The sequence below is a fragment of the Mycobacterium sp. SMC-14 genome, assembly GCF_046250075.1.
In the GTDB taxonomy this organism is placed as follows: domain Bacteria; phylum Actinomycetota; class Actinomycetes; order Mycobacteriales; family Mycobacteriaceae; genus Mycobacterium.
The window spans coordinates 3,878,280-3,895,109 of the sequence record NZ_CP176429.1 but is presented as its reverse complement, the minus strand read 5'-3'; the positions used below and the strand labels follow the sequence as shown (position 1 = coordinate 3,895,109).

Here is a 16,830-nt window from a genome sequence, read left to right as displayed (position 1 = left end):
GGTTGGGCGGGAGTGGGCGCTACTCGCAGGTGGTATCGGCGGCGTTGGTGACAGTCAAATCGTCGGGCAGTTCGGTCGGCTCGACGCTGGCGCCGCGGTTGAGTTGCACGCTGACCTGCGAGCCGCTGGCCGCGGGTTTGGTCACGGCACGGAAGTCCGACCCCAGGACAACTCGGACGATGCTGCCCAGTCCGCTGACCCGTTCGACCGGTGCGCCCGACAGTGCCGAGGACACCGTGGCGGCGGCCTGCTCGTTTCCGGGGGAGTACAGCACTTTGGTGGACTTGACGGTGCCGGGGTAGTCGTCGGCGTTGTCGACGTTGAAGCCCCACTGTTGCAGGCCTTCGGAGGTGGCGCCAGCCAGGCCGGACTGCTCGGTGGCGTTGGACACCCGCACCGTGACATCGGCGGGTGAGGTCGTGACCGCGTGTACCTGCTCGCTGAGCGGCTTGGCCGCCGGGCTGGCCGGTGATCCGGGCAGGGCGCTGGACTGGGTGGTGGGGCTGGCCGTCGCCGTGGTGGGTACCGCCGTGGCGTTGTGGTCGTTCTCGCCGGGCAGGGGGTCGTCGTTGATGATGGCGTCGAACAGCGCCCGCACGTCGTCCATCCTGGGGACCTCGTCGCCGTTCTCATCGGTCTCACTGGTCGGCACCGTGACGAAGGTGATGTGCCCAGCGGCGACCTTCTGCAACGACTGGCCGAGGTTCACCAGGTCCTTGGTGGTGACGTTGTCCACCGAGCTGTCGCCGATGAACATGTTGACCACATTGTTGAGCTTGGTCGGCGAGAAGAACGTGTTGGTGGAGATCAATGAACGCAGCAGCGACGACAAGAACAGCTGCTGGCGTTTGATGCGGCCGTAGTCGCCGTTGTCCTCGGTGGTGACGTGACGGGCCCGCACGTAGTTCAGCGCGGTCCCGCCGTTGACTCGCTGGCGTCCGGAGTCCTCCAGGACGCTGCCCAGCACAAGGTCGTACAGCGGGCTGGGGGTGCACACCTCGACGCCGCCCAGCGCGTCGACCATCTTGCCGAACCCGACGAAGTCGACGGCCATGAACCGGTTGATCGCCAGTCCGGACAGTTTCTGGATCTCCTTGACCAGACACTTCGGGCCGCCGAAGGCGTAGGTCGAGTTCAGCTTCGTCTCGGTGTAGACGATGTCGTCGCTGTAGGTGCCGGTTTCCTCGTCGTAGATCGGTCCGTAGGCGCCGGTCACGGAGTTCCAGACCTCGCACTGGATCGGGGTGATCGCCAGGTCCCGCGGGAACGACACCACCACCACGCGTTTACGGTTCGCCGGGATATTGACCAGCATGATGGTGTCGGAACGGGCGCCCTCGGCGTCCTCGGTGCTCCCGGCTCCGATGTCGCTGTTGGCGCCGGCGCGGGTGTCCGCGCCGACGATCAGAAAGTTCTCGTCGCCGTACTGGCCGGCCGCATCGAGAATGTCGTGCGAGTCGGGGTCCAGCGCGCTGACGTGGTTGAGGCTGCGGTTCTTCGACGAACTCCACTGCCAGGCCGATCCGGTCAGCACCAGCGCCAGGATCGCCATCATGGCGGCGACCGCACGGCCCGCGAGCTTCGCCCGGTGGTGAGGCCCGTGCGGGATCGGATCGGCGTCCGCTGGGCCGGTGTGGCGAGGCGGGTCGATCCGCGCCGGCGGCATCTCGGGGGCGGCGTCCGGCGGTTCAGCGAGGCTCGACGGGGCCGAGAGGAAGTTGGGACCGCCGAATGAACCCGGCGGTTCAGCGAGGCTCGACGGAGCGGAGAGGAAGCTGGGACCGCCGAATGATTGCTCGGTAGGCGGCGCCCACTCGTCTCCGTCGGGGGCGTCGGCCGGCAGGAGTGACGTGCCGTGAATACGGTCCAGGTCGGGTACCTCCGACGGGTAGGCCACGTCGGCGATGTCGGGTATCGGGGCCGATGCATCGGCCAGGTCGAGCGCCGGCGCGTAGGGGGCTTCCGGCTCGGATACCGAGACGGGCTCGGGTGCTTCTGGAGGTAATGGAGTCTGCGGGGTGGCCCGGCGCTGGCTGCGCCCGCCGGACGGCGGCGCATCGGCATTGACCCTGGCGATCAGTTCGGCAACGCTCACCGAGCCGTTGCCGCCATTGCGGCGTCGCGACCCGCTTCGCCGACGGGGGGCGGGGTCCTCCGACGACGGGTTCTGCCAGCGTTCCCAGGGTGCGGGGCCGGGCGGCGGCATCGTCATCAGCTGATGGTCGCCGTCGTCGTCATTGCCCTCCGGCGCCCAGCGGCCAGGAGTGGCGTTATCGCCGTCACTCATGTCCTCAGGGGCCTCCGAGTCCTTGGTACCGGCGCACGTCGATCGCACGTCGGCGCGGTGTGGATGATCGGCATTGGTCTCCACACCTGCGTCCGCCCCCGCAGGGGCAATCCCTGCCTCGGGCAATAAGGTACTTATTCTACTGAGAACTTGCCAGACACGCGATGTCGACAAAGTCTCATTTCAGCCACCTGAGTGCATAATGTCCGCCCCGGTTGGCACCGCACAGTCATCGGGGTCCTCCAGCCACCCTTCGGGCAGGGTGACCTTGGCCGGCGATCCCTGACGTCCGCGAGGGCCGGTGGCGGCTGCGGGGAAGGGGATCGATCCGTCCAGCTGCTTCAGCAATTCGTCGAGCTCGGCCAGCGTGGTCACCATGGCCAGCTCGCGCCGCAGGTCGGAACCGGCAGGGAACCCGTGCAAGTACCAGGCGACATGCTTGCGGATCTCCCGCATGCCCTTGTCCTCGCCGAAATGCTGCGCCAGCAGCTCGCCGTGGCGGCGGATGATGTCGGCGACTTCGCCCAGGGTGGGAGGGGTGGGGGCGGGCCGACCCGCAAAGGCCGCCGAGAGCTCGCCGAACAACCAGGGGCGCCCCAGGCAGCCGCGGCCGATCACCACGCCGTCGCAACCGGTGGCCGCCATCATGGCCAGGGCGTCGCCGGCCTCGAAGATGTCGCCGTTGCCCAGCACCGGGACCGAACGGACCTGCGCCTTGAGCGCCGCGATCTGCTCCCAGTCGGCGGTGCCGGAGTAGCGCTGCGATGCGGTGCGAGCGTGCAGGGCCACCGCGGCAGCACCCTCGGCCTCGGCGATGCGCCCGGCGTCCAGGTGGGTGTGGTGGGCGTCGTCGATGCCGATGCGGAACTTCACGGTCACCGGAATGTCGGTGCCGGCCGTTCCACGCACCGCTGCGGCGACGATATTGCCGAATAGCCGGCGCTTGTAGGGCAGCGCCGACCCGCCGCCCAGGCGGGTCACCTTGGGCACCGGGCAGCCGAAATTCATGTCGATGTGGTCGGCCAGTCCTTCATCGGCGATCATTTTCGCCGCGGCGTAGGTGGTGTCGGGGTCGACGGTGTAGAGCTGTAGCGAGCGCGGTGACTCCTGCGGCCCGAATGTCGTCATATGCAGGGTGGCGGGGTGCCGCTCGACGAGCGCGCGTGCGGTCACCATCTCGCAGACATAGAGCCCGCTGACCGTTCCGGCCCGGGACTGTTCCAGTTCGCGGCAGAGCGTGCGGAATGCGACGTTGGTCACGCCGGCCATCGGGGCCAGCACCACGGGGCTGGCAAGCTCGATCGACCCGATCTTCAGCGGCGACTGCAAGCGCGGCGAAGCCGGGCGCGGCAGGTCGCCGTCATGGTTCAGCGGCGACTGCAAGCGCGGCGAAGCCGGGCGCGGCAGGTCGCCGTCATCATCCAGCGTCGGCTGCTCGTCAGTTAGGACGCTGATGGCTCCAGCACCTTCTTGGCGGCGCGCTTCTCGGCCACCTTGGCCTCCCGCTCGAGCCGGCGCTGCTTGGCCAGCTCGAACTTCTCGCACGTCTCGTCCAGCTCGGCGACGATCTTGGCGATCCCCTCCTGGTAGCGGGCGGCCTCGCCGCTGAAACTCCGCTCGAGGATGCCCCACTTCTTCAGCACCGGCATCACCACGTCGTCGCGGTGGATCATCGGGTCATAGACACCGCCGACCGCGATGATCACGGCCTTGCGGCGGAACTCCGGCACGACGAACCCGGGCATCTGGAAGTTGGCCAGCACCCGGTGCAGCGAGGCCATCGCCTGTTCCGGCGCGATATCGAAGCCGACGGCGCTGATGTCGCGGTAGAAGATCATGTGCAGGTTCTCGTCGTGCGAGATCCGCGCCAGCAATTGGTCGGCGATCGGGTCGTTGCAGGCCTGGCCGGTGTTGCGGTGCGAGATCCGGGTCGCCAGCTCCTGGAAGCTGACGTAGATGACGGAGTCGAACAGGCTCTCGGCGAACAGGTCGCCGGAGACCTGGTGGTTCTGGCCCGGGCTGAAGCCGCGGTTGACGGTCTCCATCCGCAGCGTTTCCAGCTCGATCGGGTCGCAGTTACGGGTGACGACGAGGTAGTCGCGCAGGGCGATGCCGTGCCGGTTCTCCTCGGCGGTCCACCGGTTGACCCAGGTGCCCCACGGGCCGTCCATGGTGAAGTTCATCGCGATCTCGCGGTGGTATGACGGCAGGTTGTCCTCGGTCAGCAGGTTCTGCACCATCGCGGTGCGGGCGACCTCGGATAGCTTCGACTGCTCAGGATGCCAATCCTGCCCGCCGAGCGCGTAGTAGTTCTTGCCGTCCGACCAGGGGATGTAGTCGTGGGGGTTCCAGTCCTTGGCCATGGAGAAGTGTCGGTTGATGAACTTCTCTACGACGGGCTCGAGCTCGTGCAGCAACTCCAGATCGGTCCACTCCCGTGCCATGCCAGCTCCCCAGATATCTGTGTCGACTAGTTGCAGGCAATATATCTGTGTCTGTCGGTAGCATCAAGTTTTGGCCGTGCGTGTTTGGCTGTGAACTTGTGGCCCCGACTTAGCGCGCGATTTGCGCAGTGAGCAGCATGTCGACGCAGAAGTCGATGAATTGGTCGCGGCCGGCCTTGAGCTGCCCGTTGAGATAGGCGGCGAAAAGGGTGGTCAGGGCGCCGATCAATCCGGTCGCCACCATCTGTCGAAGCGCCGAGTCGCCGATAGCGGTGAGGGTGCGCTGCAGCATCACGATGAAGTCCGGCATCCATTTGGCGCCGGCGCGATACAGGATCGGTTCGCTCTCCGGTGCCAGCAGCAGCACCCGGCCGCGTGCCGGGTCGTCGACCACCATGGTGACGAAACGTTCCACCGCGTCCCGGGGGCCGCTGGCCGACAGCAGTGTCGCCAACGCCCGGGTGCACACGTCGTCGTACACCTCGCGCACAAACTCGTCGCGGTCGGCGAAGCTCTCGTAGAAATAGCGTTCGGTCAGCCCGGCCGCGCGGCAGGCTGACCGGATGGTCAGCGTGGGCCCGCCCGCATCGCCAAGCAGCTGCACGCCGACCGCGAGAAATTCGTCTCGGCGCAGGGCTTGACGCTCTGCCAGTGGGACACCGGACCAGCGGCCCCGACGTTGGCTGGAAGACACTCCGCATCTCCTCAAGCTCGTTCTGACAACGCGTGTAGTCAAATTTGGCGACGTTCGACGTGGGTCCCATCATGACGCAAGGCGTTTCGGGTAAGTGAACGCCCCGCCGGTGTGTGCCGTCCGGCGGCGCCGAGCGGGGACGGCTGCGCTACATCGCATTGGTCCAGACAATAAGGCTGGCAGGCCTCCGGGTTCTGCCCTTGACTCTGCGCTTGCCGCTGCGGAATAGTGTTCTTCAGAACGAAGAATGACATATGTTGTCCGGACAAATTCGCGATCTCGGGGACCGCCGGGTGTGCGAATTACGGTCGGTGCCAGGTGAAAGCGGGTCATGGCGGATCACTGCACTCCTCCCAGCCTGTTGAGCGATTTCAATCCCCTGGACCTGCACGGCCGGATCGTGGTGGTGTCGGGCGCCGGCGGCGGCGGGATCGGCACGACGATCACCGCGATGGCCGCGCAGGCAGGGGCCACCGTGATCGCGGTGAGCCGCTCGCAGCAGAACCTCCGTGAGCACATCGCGCCCATGGCCGACCGAGGCCTGTCGGTGATACCGGTGGCGGCTGACGCGTCCACCGACGAGGGTGTTGCCACGGTGCTCGATGCGGCCCAAGGTGCCGACGGGCGGCTCTACGGACTGGTCAATGTCGCCGGTGGCGCGGATCCGGCGACCTGGATGCCCTCGACCAGGGTGGCGCGCGCCGATTGGCGAAAGATCTTCACGCACAACCTGGAGACCTCCTTCTTCATGAGCCGCGCGGTGGCCGCCGCTCTGGTGGCGCAGCAGCTTCCGGGCTCGATCGTGTCGATCTCCTCCATCAGCGGGATGAACACCGCGCCGTTCCACATCGCCTACGGCACGGCAAAGGCCGCGATCGTCGCGATGACCCGCACTATGGCAGTTGAATTGGCAGCGGCTGGGATTCGCGTCAACGCGGTGGCTCCGGGAGTCACCAACACCGCCGCCTCGGCCACCTACACCGACGATAATCCCGATCGTGATCTGCAGGCGATCGCCATGGGGCGCCGCGGGCGGCCCGAGGAACAGGCCGGGCCGATCCTGTTTCTGCTGTCGGACCTGGCCAGTTACATCACCGGGCAGACCTTGCTGGTCGACGGCGGACTCAACCTCAGATGGACACACCTTGACGCCGACAACACCTCACTGTTCCTCAAGGACGACACCTTCCGTGCTGCGATAAGGAGGATGTGATGACCGATCCGGTCCAGGGTTCAAACGAAGAACTCGCCAGCCCGGTCACGATCGGTGTCGAGGCCTACACGTGTCCGAACTACGCCCGTGCCGAGCGAGACAAGTTGTGGCGCAAGGTGTGGCAGCAGGTCGGGCGGGTCGAAGATCTGCCGGAGGTGGGCAGCTACCTCACCTACGACATCCTCGAGGACTCGGTCATCGTCGTCCGCAGCGGGCCGGACGAGTTTCGGGCCCACCACAACGTCTGCATGCACCGAGGCCGCCGGTTGGTCGACACCCCGGCCGGGGCGAAGAACGCCTGCGCGCGTACCCGTAAGTCGTTCGTCTGTGGATTCCACGGCTGGACCTACGGACTCGATGGAACCTGCACCCACATACGCGAACAGGAAGACTGGCAAGGCACGTTGACGCCCGCGAACACCCATCTGGGGTCGGTGCGCGTCGACACCTGGGGCGGCTGGCTCTGGATCAACATGGATCCCGACTGCGAATCGCTGGCCGACTACCTGTTCCCGGCCGCCAAGATTCTCGAACCGTTCGGCCTGGAGAACATGCGCTACAAGTGGCGCAAATGGCTGGAGTTCGACTGCAATTGGAAGGTCGCGATGGAGGCCTTCAACGAGACGTACCACGTCTACACAACCCACCCGGAGTTCAACAGGTTCGGTGAATTCAAGGGCTGGGCGCGGGTGCAGGGCAAGCACAGCAACCTCGGCTACGACGCTCCCGACGATCTGGAGGCGACCAAATCCAAGATCCGGCTGGGGACCGGCGCCGATCCGCGGGTGTCGACGGCGGAGATGCAGATCTACACCATGGAGGAGACCAACGCCACCACCACCGCAACCCTGGTGAACGCCGCCAAGCGACTGGTCGACGAGCTGCCCGAGGGCACTCCGGCCGACAAGGTCCTCGAACACTGGCTGGCCTCGGCGCGCCGCGACGACGAAGCCCGCGGGGTCATCTGGCCGACGATTCCCGCCGACGTGCTCGGGCAGGCCGGCACCGCATGGCAGATCTTCCCGAACTTCCAGATCGGCCAAGGACTCACCAGTGCCCTGTGCTACAGCGCACGGCCGCACCCCAGCTACAACCCCGACAAGTGCATCTTCGAAGTCTCGGTGTTCGAACTCTTTCCCAAAGGTGAAGAGCCGCAGACGCAATGGGAGTACACCCCGGTGGGCGACCCGGGCTGGCGCTCGGTTCTTCCGCAGGACTTCTCGAACATGGCAGCGGTGCAGCAGGGCATGAAATCCCTCGGCTATACCGGCGCCAAGCCCAACCCGTACCGGGAGCGCGCCATCGTCAACCTGCACCACCAGTTGTCGAAGTACATGGGCGCCGGTGCGCCTCAAGAGATCCCGACAGGAAACGATCGATGACGGACTGTCCGCCGACCCAGACTCCCGATGACTTCGACATCGAAGCGCTCCGGCGCAAATACGCCGTTGAGCGGGCCAAACGCATTCGCACCGACGGTTCCAGCCAGTACCTTGAAGTCAAGGATGATTTCGTGGAGTTCGCCGAGGTGGATCCGCACACCGTGGTGACGCCGCGTGAACCCATCGATGCCGACATCGAGGTCGTGGTCCTCGGCGGTGGCATCGCCGGACTGCTCGCCGGCGCCTACCTGAAGAAGGCCGGCGTGCCGGACGTGCGTGTGATCGAGATGGGCGGCGACTTCGGCGGTGTCTGGTACTGGAACCGTTTCCCCGGAATCCAGTGCGACAACGACGCGTACTGCTACGTCCCGATGCTCGAAGAGCTGGACTTCATCCCGTCCAAGAAGTTCGCCGACGGCGCAGAGATTTTCGCGCATTGCCAGAACCTCGGTAAGCACTTCGGCCTCTATGACGGGGCGATCTTCTCGACCCAGGTGCGCGCCGTCCGCTGGGACGAGCAGATCAAGCGCTGGCGGCTGACGACGAACCGGGGAGACGACCTGCGGGCGCGTTTCGTGGTCATGGCGCAGGGCTCCTACAACCGGCCCAAGTTGCCCGGCGTGGCGGGCATCAAGGAGTTCATCAACGCGGGCGGCCACGTCTTCCACTCGGCTCGCTGGGACTACGACTACACCGGCGGCGACGCGAACGGTGGCCTGAACAAGCTGGCCGACAAGCGGGTAGCTCTGGTTGGCACCGGCGCAACTGGTGTGCAACTGGTCCCGCACTTGGGTCGGGATGCCAAGCAGCTCTATGTTTTTCAGCGCACGCCGTCGTCGGTGGACTTCCGGGGAAACGAGCCTACCGATCCCCAGTGGGTCGCGTCGTTACAGCCGGGGTGGCAGGCCGAACGCAAGCGCAACTTCCACCGCTGGTCGCCGTTCGAGGGCGTGGTGTTCGACGCCCCCGACATGGTGTGCGACTTCTGGACCGAGTTGGGTCGCAACCTGACCGCTCGGATCGGCGCCAGCCCCGACCCGATGGCTCTCGGCGTCGAGGAGATCATGGCGATGCGGGAGGAAGAGGACTACAAGATCATGGAGCGGCTACGCCGCCGGATCGACGATATCGTCGAGGATCCGCAGACTGCTGAGGCGCTCAAGCCGTACTACCGGTTCATGTGCAAGCGCCCGACCTCCAGCGACACGTACCTGCCTGCGTTCAATCGGCCCAACGTCACCCTGGTCGACGTGGCCGAATCCAAGGGGGTCGAAAAGCTTACGGAGAAGGGCGTTGTCGCGGAAGGCGTCGAGTACGAGGTCGACTGCGTCATCTTCGCCAGTGGTTTCGAGATCTCTACGGAGATCAGCCGTCGGTACGCGATCGACGTGATCGAGGGACGCGACGGGATATCGCTGTTCGACCACTGGCGCGACGGGCACAAGACGCTGCACGGGATGACCAGTCGCGGGTTCCCCAACCAGTTTCACACCGGCTTCATCCAGGGTGGCGTGTCGGCCAACACCACCGCGATGTTCGAGCAGCAGGCCGAGCACATCGCCTACATCATCGCCGAGGCTCTGAAGCGGGGGGCGACGGTCGTCGAGCCCAATCAGGAGGGTCAGGACGCCTGGGTCAACACCATCCGGGAGTTGGCTTTCGACAACTCGGCGTTCGACTTATCTTGCACGCCGGGCTATTACAACAACGAGGGCCGTGGATTCGGCGACGCGAGCCGCTCGTTCCTGGGCGAGGTGTACTCACCGGGCTTCTACGCCTTCGACGATCTGCTGAAGCGGTGGCGCGAGGCGGGCGACCTGAAAGGCCTGGACCTGCAGTGACATCGAAGACGACGGCTACAACACTGCAGACGCGCGATCTCACCGAGGAACCCTCCGCTTGAGTCGGCGCCAGGCTGCGGATCTGAACTTCGATGGCCGTGTCGCCGTCGTGACCGGCGCCGGGCGGGGACTGGGCCGCGCCTACGCACACCTGCTGGCGCAGCGGGGAGCCACCGTCATCGTCAATGACACCGGTGCCGACCTTACCGGTGACGGCATGCAGGAAGGCCTGGCCGAGCGGGTCGCCGCCGAGATCCGCGACGCGGGCGGCGCCGCGGTGGCCTGCACCGCCTCGGTCGCCACACCCGGGGGCGGCGAGGCGATTGTCGGCGCCGCACTGGGGCGCTACGGACGGGTCGACATCCTGATCCACAATGCCGGAAACGTCCGCCGGGCCCCGCTACGGGAGATGAGTTCGGACGACTTCGACGCGGTCCTGGACGTCCATCTGCGTGGCGCGTTCCATGTGGTACGGGCGGCCTTCGGCGCGATGTGTGACGCAGGCTACGGTCGCATGGTGTTGACCTCGTCGATCGGCGGTATCTACGGCAACGCCGACGTGGCCAACTATGCGGCCGCGAAGGCGGGCGTGATCGGGCTGAGCAACGTCGCGGCGCTGGAGGGCGCAGCGCACGGCGTCCGGTGCAACGTGGTGGTCCCGGCGGCGGTGACCCGGATGGCCGAGGGGATCGACACCTCGGCGTACCCGCCGATGGAACCCGAGCTGGTGGCGCCGGTGGTCGGCTGGCTGGCACACGAAACCTGTTCGGTCACCGGTGAAGTGCTGATCGCGCTGGCCGGGCGGGTAGCCCGGGCCGCGCTGGTCGAGAGCCCCGGCGTGTATCAACCGTCCTGGACGGTCGAGGACGTCGACGCCCGGATCGAGGCCATCCGGGACGTCACCGGACCCGTGATCTTCCCGGTCGTGCCCGACGGGCACGCCGCACATATCCGATACAGCTTCGGGATGGCCCAGGCAGGCCAAGCCGAGAAACCCCAGTAGTCGAAGGAGTGTTGTGATGCGCGAATACACCCAGTTCTACGTCGACGGCCGGTGGGTGGACCCGGCCGAAGCGAAGACGCTCGACGTCGACAACCCGGCCACCGAAAAGGTCTGCGGGAAGATCGCACTCGGCACGGCGGCTGACGTCGACCTCGCGGTCGCCGCGGCCCGGCGGGCCTTTGACAGCTGGTCGCAGAGCAGCCGCGCGGAGCGGCTGGATCTGCTGCAGGCGATCCTCGCCGAATACCAACGGCGCAGCGGCGACCTGGCCGACGCGGTGAGCGAGGAGATGGGGGCGCCGCCCAGCCTCGCGGCCGGGGTCCAGGTCAATCTCGGGGCCGGTCACCTCGTCACGGCGATCGACGCGCTGAAGAACTTCTCGTTCAGCGAGCAGCGCGGCGACACCCTGGTGGAGCGCGACCCGATCGGCGTCTGCGGCCTGATCACGCCGTGGAACTGGCCGCTGAACCAGATCGCGGTGAAGGTCTACCCGGCGTTGTCCACCGGCTGCACCATGGTGCTGAAGCCCTCTGAGGTCGCGCCGTTCTCGGCCTACATCTTCACCGAGATCATGGACGCCGCCGGCGTCCCGGCCGGCGTGTACAACATGGTCAACGGCGACGGCCCCGGCGTCGGCGTGGCGCTGTCTCGCCACCCGGACGTCGACATGGTGTCGTTCACCGGCTCCACCCGCGCCGGCGTCGCGGTGGCGGAGAACGCCGCGCCCACGGTGAAGCGAGTGACCCAGGAGCTGGGCGGCAAGAGCGCCAACATCGTGCTTGACGACGACGCCTTCGTCGACAGCGTCACCGCCGGGGTGTCGACCATGATGGTCAACTCCGGGCAGAGCTGTAACGCGCCGTCACGGATGCTGGTGCCGAACTCGCGGATGGACGAGGCCATCGCGATCGCCCATGCGGTCGCCGGCCAGGTGAAGGTCGGCGACCCCGCCGATGCGAAGGCGATCGGACCGGTGGCGTCGGCGGCGCAGTTCGCCAAGGTGCAGGGCCTGATCGAGCAGGGCATCGCCGAGGGTGCGACGGTCGCGGCCGGCGGCGCCGGCCGGCCGGACGGGCTCGACACCGGTTACTTCGTCCGACCGACGGTCTTCGCGCGTGTGACGAACCAGATGACGATCGCGCGCGAAGAGATCTTCGGGCCGGTGCTGTGCATCCTCGGCTATGACGATCTCGACGAGGCCGTCGAGATCGCCAACGACACCGAGTACGGTCTGGCCGGCTACGTCTCGGGTGCCGACATCGACGCCGCGCGGGGAATCGCCCGCCGGATCCGGGCCGGTTGGGTGGCGATCAACCACGCCTTCGACCTGAACGCACCGTTCGGCGGCTACAAGCGCAGCGGCAACGGCCGCGAGTGGAGCGACGCGGGATTCCACGAATACCTAGAGACCAAGAGCACTTTGGGCTACGGGGCGGCTGGCTGAGGGCGGCCGCGCGTGCACTACTCGTAGTGCACGGTGATCGAGCCGCCCTCGGGCAGGCCCTGGCAGGTCAGGATGTAGCCGTCCGCGACCTCGTCGTCGTCGAGCACCGTGTTGTTGAGCATGGTCGCGCTGCCCTCGGTGATGTGCGCGATGCAGGTGCCGCAGTTGCCCGCCTCGCAGGAGAACGGGGGTGCCAGTCCGGCGCGCCGGGCGCTCTCGAGCAGGGTCTCGCGAGCGACCCGCGGCACCGTTTCCTTCTGGCGCCCGAGGTGGATCGTCACAGTTCCGGTCACCTCGGCGTCGTTGCTGGGCGCTGGGGCCGCCGCCGAAGACGGGGCCGGGGTCGGGGCGGTCGCCAAGTCGAAGTCCTCGATGAGCAGGCGGCCCGGACCCGGCCAGGCCGCGCGCACCACATCCATGAATCCCGCCGGTCCGCACACGTAGCAGTCCGCGTCGGCATCGGCGCCGATGAATGTCGTCACCGCGGCGGCGTCGAGTAGGCCGTCGTCGGCGTCGCAATGCCGCTGCACGGTCAGTCGGCCGGGGTAGCGGGCGGCGAGTTCGTCCAACGCGCTCCCGAAGATCGCCGCGGACGCCTCCCGGTCGGCGCAGAGCAGCCGTACGACGCGTTCAGTGGTCGCCAGCGCGCTCTTGGCCAGCGACAGGATCGGCGTGATCCCGCTCCCGCCGGCGAACGCCAGCAGCGGAGCCGTCGACTCCTGCAGGCAGAAGATCCCCGCCGCGCGGGTCATCACCAGCTCATCGCCTTCGGCGACGTTGTCCAACAACCAGTTCGACACCTTGCCGCCGGGAACACGCTTGACCGTGGTCATCAGCTCGGTGTCGGTCTCCGGAGCGCTCGACATCGAGTAGGACCGGTACAGCTCCTCACCGTCGACCCGCACCTGGAACGTCGAGTACTGACCGGCCCGGTAGGAAAACGGCGGTTCCTGTGGCGCCAGCACGAATGTGTAGGCGTCGGCCGTCTCCTTGACGATGCGCGTCACGGTCGCTCGCTGGAATACATGAGTGACCGCCATGCCCACCCCTTCCGGTTTGCGTTCTTCGCTTTAGAGAATACTATTCTCTCAAACCGATAGGATCTTCTCAAATGTCGCCAGGATCGTCCACCGCAGTGCTCGCATTCGAGGATCGGCAGTGGTGCCTGCCCGAGCTCGACGCGCTGGCCGGCGACCTGGCAGCCGCCCTGGTGGCCGAAGGCGTGCGTGCCGGGGACCGGGTGGCGCTGATGTCGTCGAACCGGCCGGAGTTCGTCATCGCGGTGCGTGCCATCTGGCGCCTGGGGGCCGTCGTCGCGCTGATCAGCCCCGCCTGGAAGCGCGACGAGGTGGCGCACGCCCTGGCGCTGGTGCAACCCCGGTGCGCCCTCGGTGACCATCCGGTGTTGGCCGAGCTGATGCCGATGCGGCACCTGGACGACGAGATTCCCGCCGGTACCTGGGAGGGTGATCCACCGCCGGCAGGTTCCGACGCGCTGCTGGTGTTCAGCTCCGGCACCACCGGGCTGCCCAAAGCCGTCCGGCACACCCACGCCTCGCTGGCCGTGGCAGTAGATCACTGGCGGGATGCGTTGGGGCTGACCGCCGCCGACCGGATCCAAGTGGCGACGCCGCCATCGCACATCCTCGGGCTGCTCAACATCCTGACTGCGCTGAGCGTCGGGGCGTGGGTGCGGTTGCACCGGCGCTTCGACATCGACGCGATGCTGCAATCGATCGGCGCGGACCGGATCACTGTGGAGATGGCGGTGGCGCCGATCGCCCTGGCCATCGCCGCGCATCCGGAACTGGAATCGTTCGACCTGTCTTCACTGCGTTTCATCATGTGGGGCGCCACCCCGGTCACCGCGGCCGTCGCGGACACCGTCACCCGGCGCACCGGCGTGCCGTTCGTGCCCGCCTACGGCACCAGCGAGTTTCCGGTGATCGCGTGCAGTCCCGCCGGCGCCGGGCGCCTGGACACCGTGGGCCGGCCGGTACCCGGCGTGCAGCTGCGGGTAGTCGATGTCGAAACCGGTGAGCAGCTCTCGGCCGGTATTCCCGGCGAGATCCTGGTCCGGTCCGCTTCCTTGATGGCCGGCTACCTTCCCGCGTCGGCCACCAAAGAAGCCGTGCGCGACGGATGGTTTCACACCGGTGATGTGGGATATCTCGACGCCGGCGGCTGGTTGCGGATCACCGACCGCTGCAAGGAGATGATCAAGGTGCGCGGCTTTCAGGTCGCTCCCGCCGAGATCGAGGCGGTGCTGCACGAGCACCCCGCGGTCGCGGACTGCGGCGTGTTCGGCGTGCCCGACGAGCGTGACGGTGAGGCCGTTGTCGCGGCTGTCGCGCTGCACGCCCCGGTCAGCGACGTCGAGCTGTGCGCGCTGGTCAGTGACCGTCTGGCGTCCTACAAGCGTCTGCGCCGGGTGGTGTTCGTCCCCGAGATCCCCCGGTTGCCCTCCGGAAAGCTGTTGCGCCGACTACTGAAGGAGCGCCTATGGATGTCCGGCTGAATGCCGAGCAGCGCCAACTGCGAGATGCCGCGGCCAAGCTCGCCGACGACCTCGGACCGGGCTCGGTGGCCGAGCTCGGTGACGTGGGTCGGATAGAGCGGCTGGAACGCGCCGTCGATCAGACCGGTTGGCGCGCTTTACGTTCCGACGGCGCATCGGGAGTTGAGGTGGCGATCGTCGCCGAGGAGTTCGGTCGCGGCCTCGTCGACGTGCCGTTCCTCGGCCCGGTGCTTGCCGACGACCTGCACCGCCAGGTGGCACTGGGCGAGGGCCCGGCCACCGTCGCGGTCGGTGACACCGCCATCGACGCGCGCGGCGCCGCCCAAGCGGTGATGGTGCGCGAGCGTTCGGTGCTGACCGCCCCGATCGGGGGCTTGCGAACCGGAGCCGACCTCACCCGGCCCGTCGCCGACCGTGCCGGCGCGGTGCAGCAGGTCGGCGAGCTCGGCGCCGAGGACGCACTGCGTTGGCAGGCACTGGCACTGGTGGCGACGTGCGCCGATCTGGTCGGCACCGCACGCGGCGCGCATGGCCTGGCGTGCGACTACGCCCAGATCCGTGAGCAGTACGGCAAACCCATCGGCTCCTATCAGGCCATCGCCCACCTGCTCGCCGAGGGACTGGCGCTGATCGAGGGCTCGGTGAGTGTGTTGCGGCACGCAGCTTGGGCGGTCGACGAGGCACCCGCGGCCGACGCGGTCCGTGCCGCCCGGATCGCCAAGATCTATTCCGCGCGCGCCGCCCGGACTGTCTGCGAAACCGCGATCCAGGTGCACGGCGGAATCGGCAACACCTGGGAATGTGCGGCGCATGTCTATTTGCGGCGAGCGCTGACTTCCACCGGCCTGTGGCCCGTGACGATAAGGGAGATCGCAGATGGACTTTCGTGATTCGCCCGCCGAAGCCGACTTCCGCAGCAAGCTCAGGGCCTGGCTGAGCGAGCAAGCCGGCAGCTTCCCCGCCGCCGGCGACGACGAGTACTGGGCGCGCCAGGGTGAATGGCATCAGGCACTGCATGCGGGCGGATTCTTCGGGGCGTCCTGGCCGCGCGAGTACGGCGGCCAGGAGCTGCCGCCGGTCTATGACGTCATCGTCGACGAGGAACTGGCCGCCGCCGGCGCACCCCCGCGGCCGAGTCTGGGCTATCTGGTCGTCGGGCTGGGCCGCCACGCCAGTGAAGAACTGCAACAACGGTTCTTGCCCGGCATGATCGACGGCACGCAGCGCTGGTGCCAGGGATTCTCCGAACCCGGTGCCGGCTCGGACCTGGCGTCGCTGACCACCACCGCGACCCGTGAAGGCGACGACTACGTCATTGCTGGTCACAAGATCTGGACCAGCTACTCCGACGTCGCCGACTGGTGTCTGCTGTTGGCCCGCACCGACAAGGACGCGCCCCGGCACCGCGGCATCTCGGCGTTCATCATCTCGATGCACCAGCCCGGAATCGAACAGCGGCCACTTCAGATGATCAACGGTGTCACCACGGAATTCGGTCAGGTGCTCTTCGACGGCGCGCGGGTGCCGGCGAGTCAGATGATCGGTGCGCCGGGGGAGGGCTGGGCGCTGGCGATGACGGTGGTCGGCCACGAGCGCGAACCGTCGACCCTGGGTTATTCGGCCCGCTACGGCAAGCTGGTGCGCCAGATGGCAAAGCGCGTAGCCGGTGACGTCCCGGAGGAATTGGCTTGGGCGGCCGTGGAAACCGAGATGCTGCGGTTGCATGTGCGGCGGCGGCTTTCCGAACAGCTCGACGGGCTCAGCCACGGCCCGGAAGGCTCGCTGGACAAGCTGCTGATGACCTGGGTGGAGCAGTCCGTCGGCCACGCCGCGCTGGCGGTCGGCGGGGTGGACGACCCCGATCTGCTCAGCGCCTACCTGTACAGCCGCGCCCAGAGCGTGATGGGCGGAACCTCGCAGATTCAGAAGAACATCATTGCCGGCCGAATCCTGGGATTGACGCAGTGATCGCGAACGCGGGCGAAGCCCGGGTGAAGCGGGTCA

At 67.2% G+C, this 16,830-nt stretch carries 13 protein-coding genes; 8 read left to right on the top strand and 5 right to left on the bottom strand.

Annotated elements, in window-relative coordinates; genetic code table 11:
- Nucleotides 1–19: 19 nt before the first annotated feature.
- The 4 genes from ACKY0W_RS18535 to ACKY0W_RS18520 form a co-directional block, all read right to left on the bottom strand.
- Nucleotides 20–2,287, bottom strand: a complete 2,268-nt coding sequence (locus ACKY0W_RS18535) for an LCP family protein (protein WP_409435274.1) — start codon at nt 2,285–2,287, stop codon at nt 20–22.
- Between the two features lie 183 nt (nt 2,288–2,470).
- On the bottom strand, nt 2,471–3,604 hold the full coding sequence (dusB, locus tag ACKY0W_RS18530) for a tRNA dihydrouridine synthase DusB (RefSeq protein WP_409437846.1): 1,134 nt from the start codon (nt 3,602–3,604) through the stop codon (nt 2,471–2,473).
- Nucleotides 3,605–3,729: 125 nt separating this feature from the next.
- Nucleotides 3,730–4,731, bottom strand: a complete 1,002-nt coding sequence (locus ACKY0W_RS18525) for an acyl-ACP desaturase (protein WP_409435273.1) — start codon at nt 4,729–4,731, stop codon at nt 3,730–3,732.
- A gap of 109 nt (nt 4,732–4,840) precedes the next feature.
- Nucleotides 4,841–5,425: a TetR/AcrR family transcriptional regulator gene (locus ACKY0W_RS18520; protein WP_409435272.1), complete on the bottom strand. Its 585-nt coding sequence runs from the start codon at nt 5,423–5,425 to the stop codon at nt 4,841–4,843.
- Between the two features lie 331 nt (nt 5,426–5,756).
- Between ACKY0W_RS18520 and ACKY0W_RS18515 the strand changes: the two genes are divergently transcribed.
- Genes ACKY0W_RS18515 through ACKY0W_RS18495 form a run of 5 tightly spaced genes read left to right on the top strand, consistent with a single transcriptional unit; the run spans nt 5,757 to nt 12,308 of the window.
- The gene (locus ACKY0W_RS18515) at nt 5,757–6,638 is read left to right on the top strand and encodes an SDR family NAD(P)-dependent oxidoreductase (protein ID WP_409435271.1); all 882 of its coding nucleotides are present in this window, start codon (nt 5,757–5,759) and stop codon (nt 6,636–6,638) included.
- Entirely contained in the window at nt 6,638–8,020 is a 1,383-nt protein-coding gene (locus ACKY0W_RS18510; RefSeq protein WP_409435270.1) for an aromatic ring-hydroxylating oxygenase subunit alpha, read from the top strand. The genes ACKY0W_RS18515 and ACKY0W_RS18510 overlap by 1 nt, the downstream gene beginning before the upstream one ends.
- Entirely contained in the window at nt 8,017–9,861 is a 1,845-nt protein-coding gene (locus tag ACKY0W_RS18505; protein ID WP_409435269.1) for a flavin-containing monooxygenase, read from the top strand. The genes ACKY0W_RS18510 and ACKY0W_RS18505 overlap by 4 nt, the downstream gene beginning before the upstream one ends.
- 58 nt (nt 9,862–9,919) lie before the next feature.
- A complete protein-coding gene (locus ACKY0W_RS18500; RefSeq protein ID WP_409435268.1) occupies nt 9,920–10,864 on the top strand; it encodes an SDR family NAD(P)-dependent oxidoreductase in 945 nt (314 codons plus the stop codon).
- A gap of 16 nt (nt 10,865–10,880) precedes the next feature.
- Nucleotides 10,881–12,308 (top strand): aldehyde dehydrogenase family protein, encoded by a 1,428-nt coding sequence (locus ACKY0W_RS18495; protein ID WP_409435267.1) that lies wholly within the window; start codon nt 10,881–10,883, stop codon nt 12,306–12,308.
- Between the two features lie 17 nt (nt 12,309–12,325).
- On the opposite strand, the gene ACKY0W_RS18490 is transcribed toward ACKY0W_RS18495, so the two are convergent.
- Nucleotides 12,326–13,348, bottom strand: coding sequence for a 2Fe-2S iron-sulfur cluster-binding protein (locus ACKY0W_RS18490; RefSeq protein WP_409435266.1), 1,023 nt, complete (start codon nt 13,346–13,348; stop codon nt 12,326–12,328).
- A gap of 71 nt (nt 13,349–13,419) precedes the next feature.
- Here ACKY0W_RS18490 and ACKY0W_RS18485 point away from each other — a divergent pair, with 71 nt between their 5' ends.
- The 3 genes from ACKY0W_RS18485 to ACKY0W_RS18475 are packed head-to-tail and all read left to right on the top strand — an operon-like array spanning nt 13,420 to nt 16,794.
- Nucleotides 13,420–14,826 (top strand): class I adenylate-forming enzyme family protein, encoded by a 1,407-nt coding sequence (locus ACKY0W_RS18485; RefSeq protein ID WP_409435265.1) that lies wholly within the window; start codon nt 13,420–13,422, stop codon nt 14,824–14,826.
- Complete coding sequence (locus ACKY0W_RS18480) at nt 14,811–15,716, top strand: acyl-CoA dehydrogenase family protein (RefSeq protein WP_409435264.1); 906 nt, start codon at nt 14,811–14,813, stop codon at nt 15,714–15,716. The genes ACKY0W_RS18485 and ACKY0W_RS18480 overlap by 16 nt, the downstream gene beginning before the upstream one ends.
- Nucleotides 15,703–16,794, top strand: a complete 1,092-nt coding sequence (locus tag ACKY0W_RS18475) for an acyl-CoA dehydrogenase family protein (protein WP_409435263.1) — start codon at nt 15,703–15,705, stop codon at nt 16,792–16,794. Before ACKY0W_RS18480 ends, ACKY0W_RS18475 begins: the two co-directional genes overlap by 14 nt.
- Nucleotides 16,795–16,830 lie beyond the last annotated feature (36 nt).

What these genes read in the sequence shown, in the direction of transcription:
- ACKY0W_RS18535 (WP_409435274.1), bottom strand. Translation starts at nt 2,287, where the DNA reads ATGAGTGACGGCGATAACGCCACTCCTGGCCGCTGGGCGCCGGAGGGC.
- ACKY0W_RS18525 (WP_409435273.1), bottom strand. Translation starts at nt 4,731, where the DNA reads ATGGCACGGGAGTGGACCGATCTGGAGTTGCTGCACGAGCTCGAGCCC.
- ACKY0W_RS18515 (WP_409435271.1), top strand. Translation starts at nt 5,757, where the DNA reads ATGGCGGATCACTGCACTCCTCCCAGCCTGTTGAGCGATTTCAATCCC.
- ACKY0W_RS18510 (WP_409435270.1), top strand. Translation starts at nt 6,638, where the DNA reads ATGACCGATCCGGTCCAGGGTTCAAACGAAGAACTCGCCAGCCCGGTC.
- ACKY0W_RS18505 (WP_409435269.1), top strand. Translation starts at nt 8,017, where the DNA reads ATGACGGACTGTCCGCCGACCCAGACTCCCGATGACTTCGACATCGAA.
- ACKY0W_RS18495 (WP_409435267.1), top strand. Translation starts at nt 10,881, where the DNA reads ATGCGCGAATACACCCAGTTCTACGTCGACGGCCGGTGGGTGGACCCG.
- ACKY0W_RS18490 (WP_409435266.1), bottom strand. Translation starts at nt 13,348, where the DNA reads ATGGCGGTCACTCATGTATTCCAGCGAGCGACCGTGACGCGCATCGTC.
- ACKY0W_RS18485 (WP_409435265.1), top strand. Translation starts at nt 13,420, where the DNA reads ATGTCGCCAGGATCGTCCACCGCAGTGCTCGCATTCGAGGATCGGCAG.
- ACKY0W_RS18480 (WP_409435264.1), top strand. Translation starts at nt 14,811, where the DNA reads ATGGATGTCCGGCTGAATGCCGAGCAGCGCCAACTGCGAGATGCCGCG.
- ACKY0W_RS18475 (WP_409435263.1), top strand. Translation starts at nt 15,703, where the DNA reads ATGGACTTTCGTGATTCGCCCGCCGAAGCCGACTTCCGCAGCAAGCTC.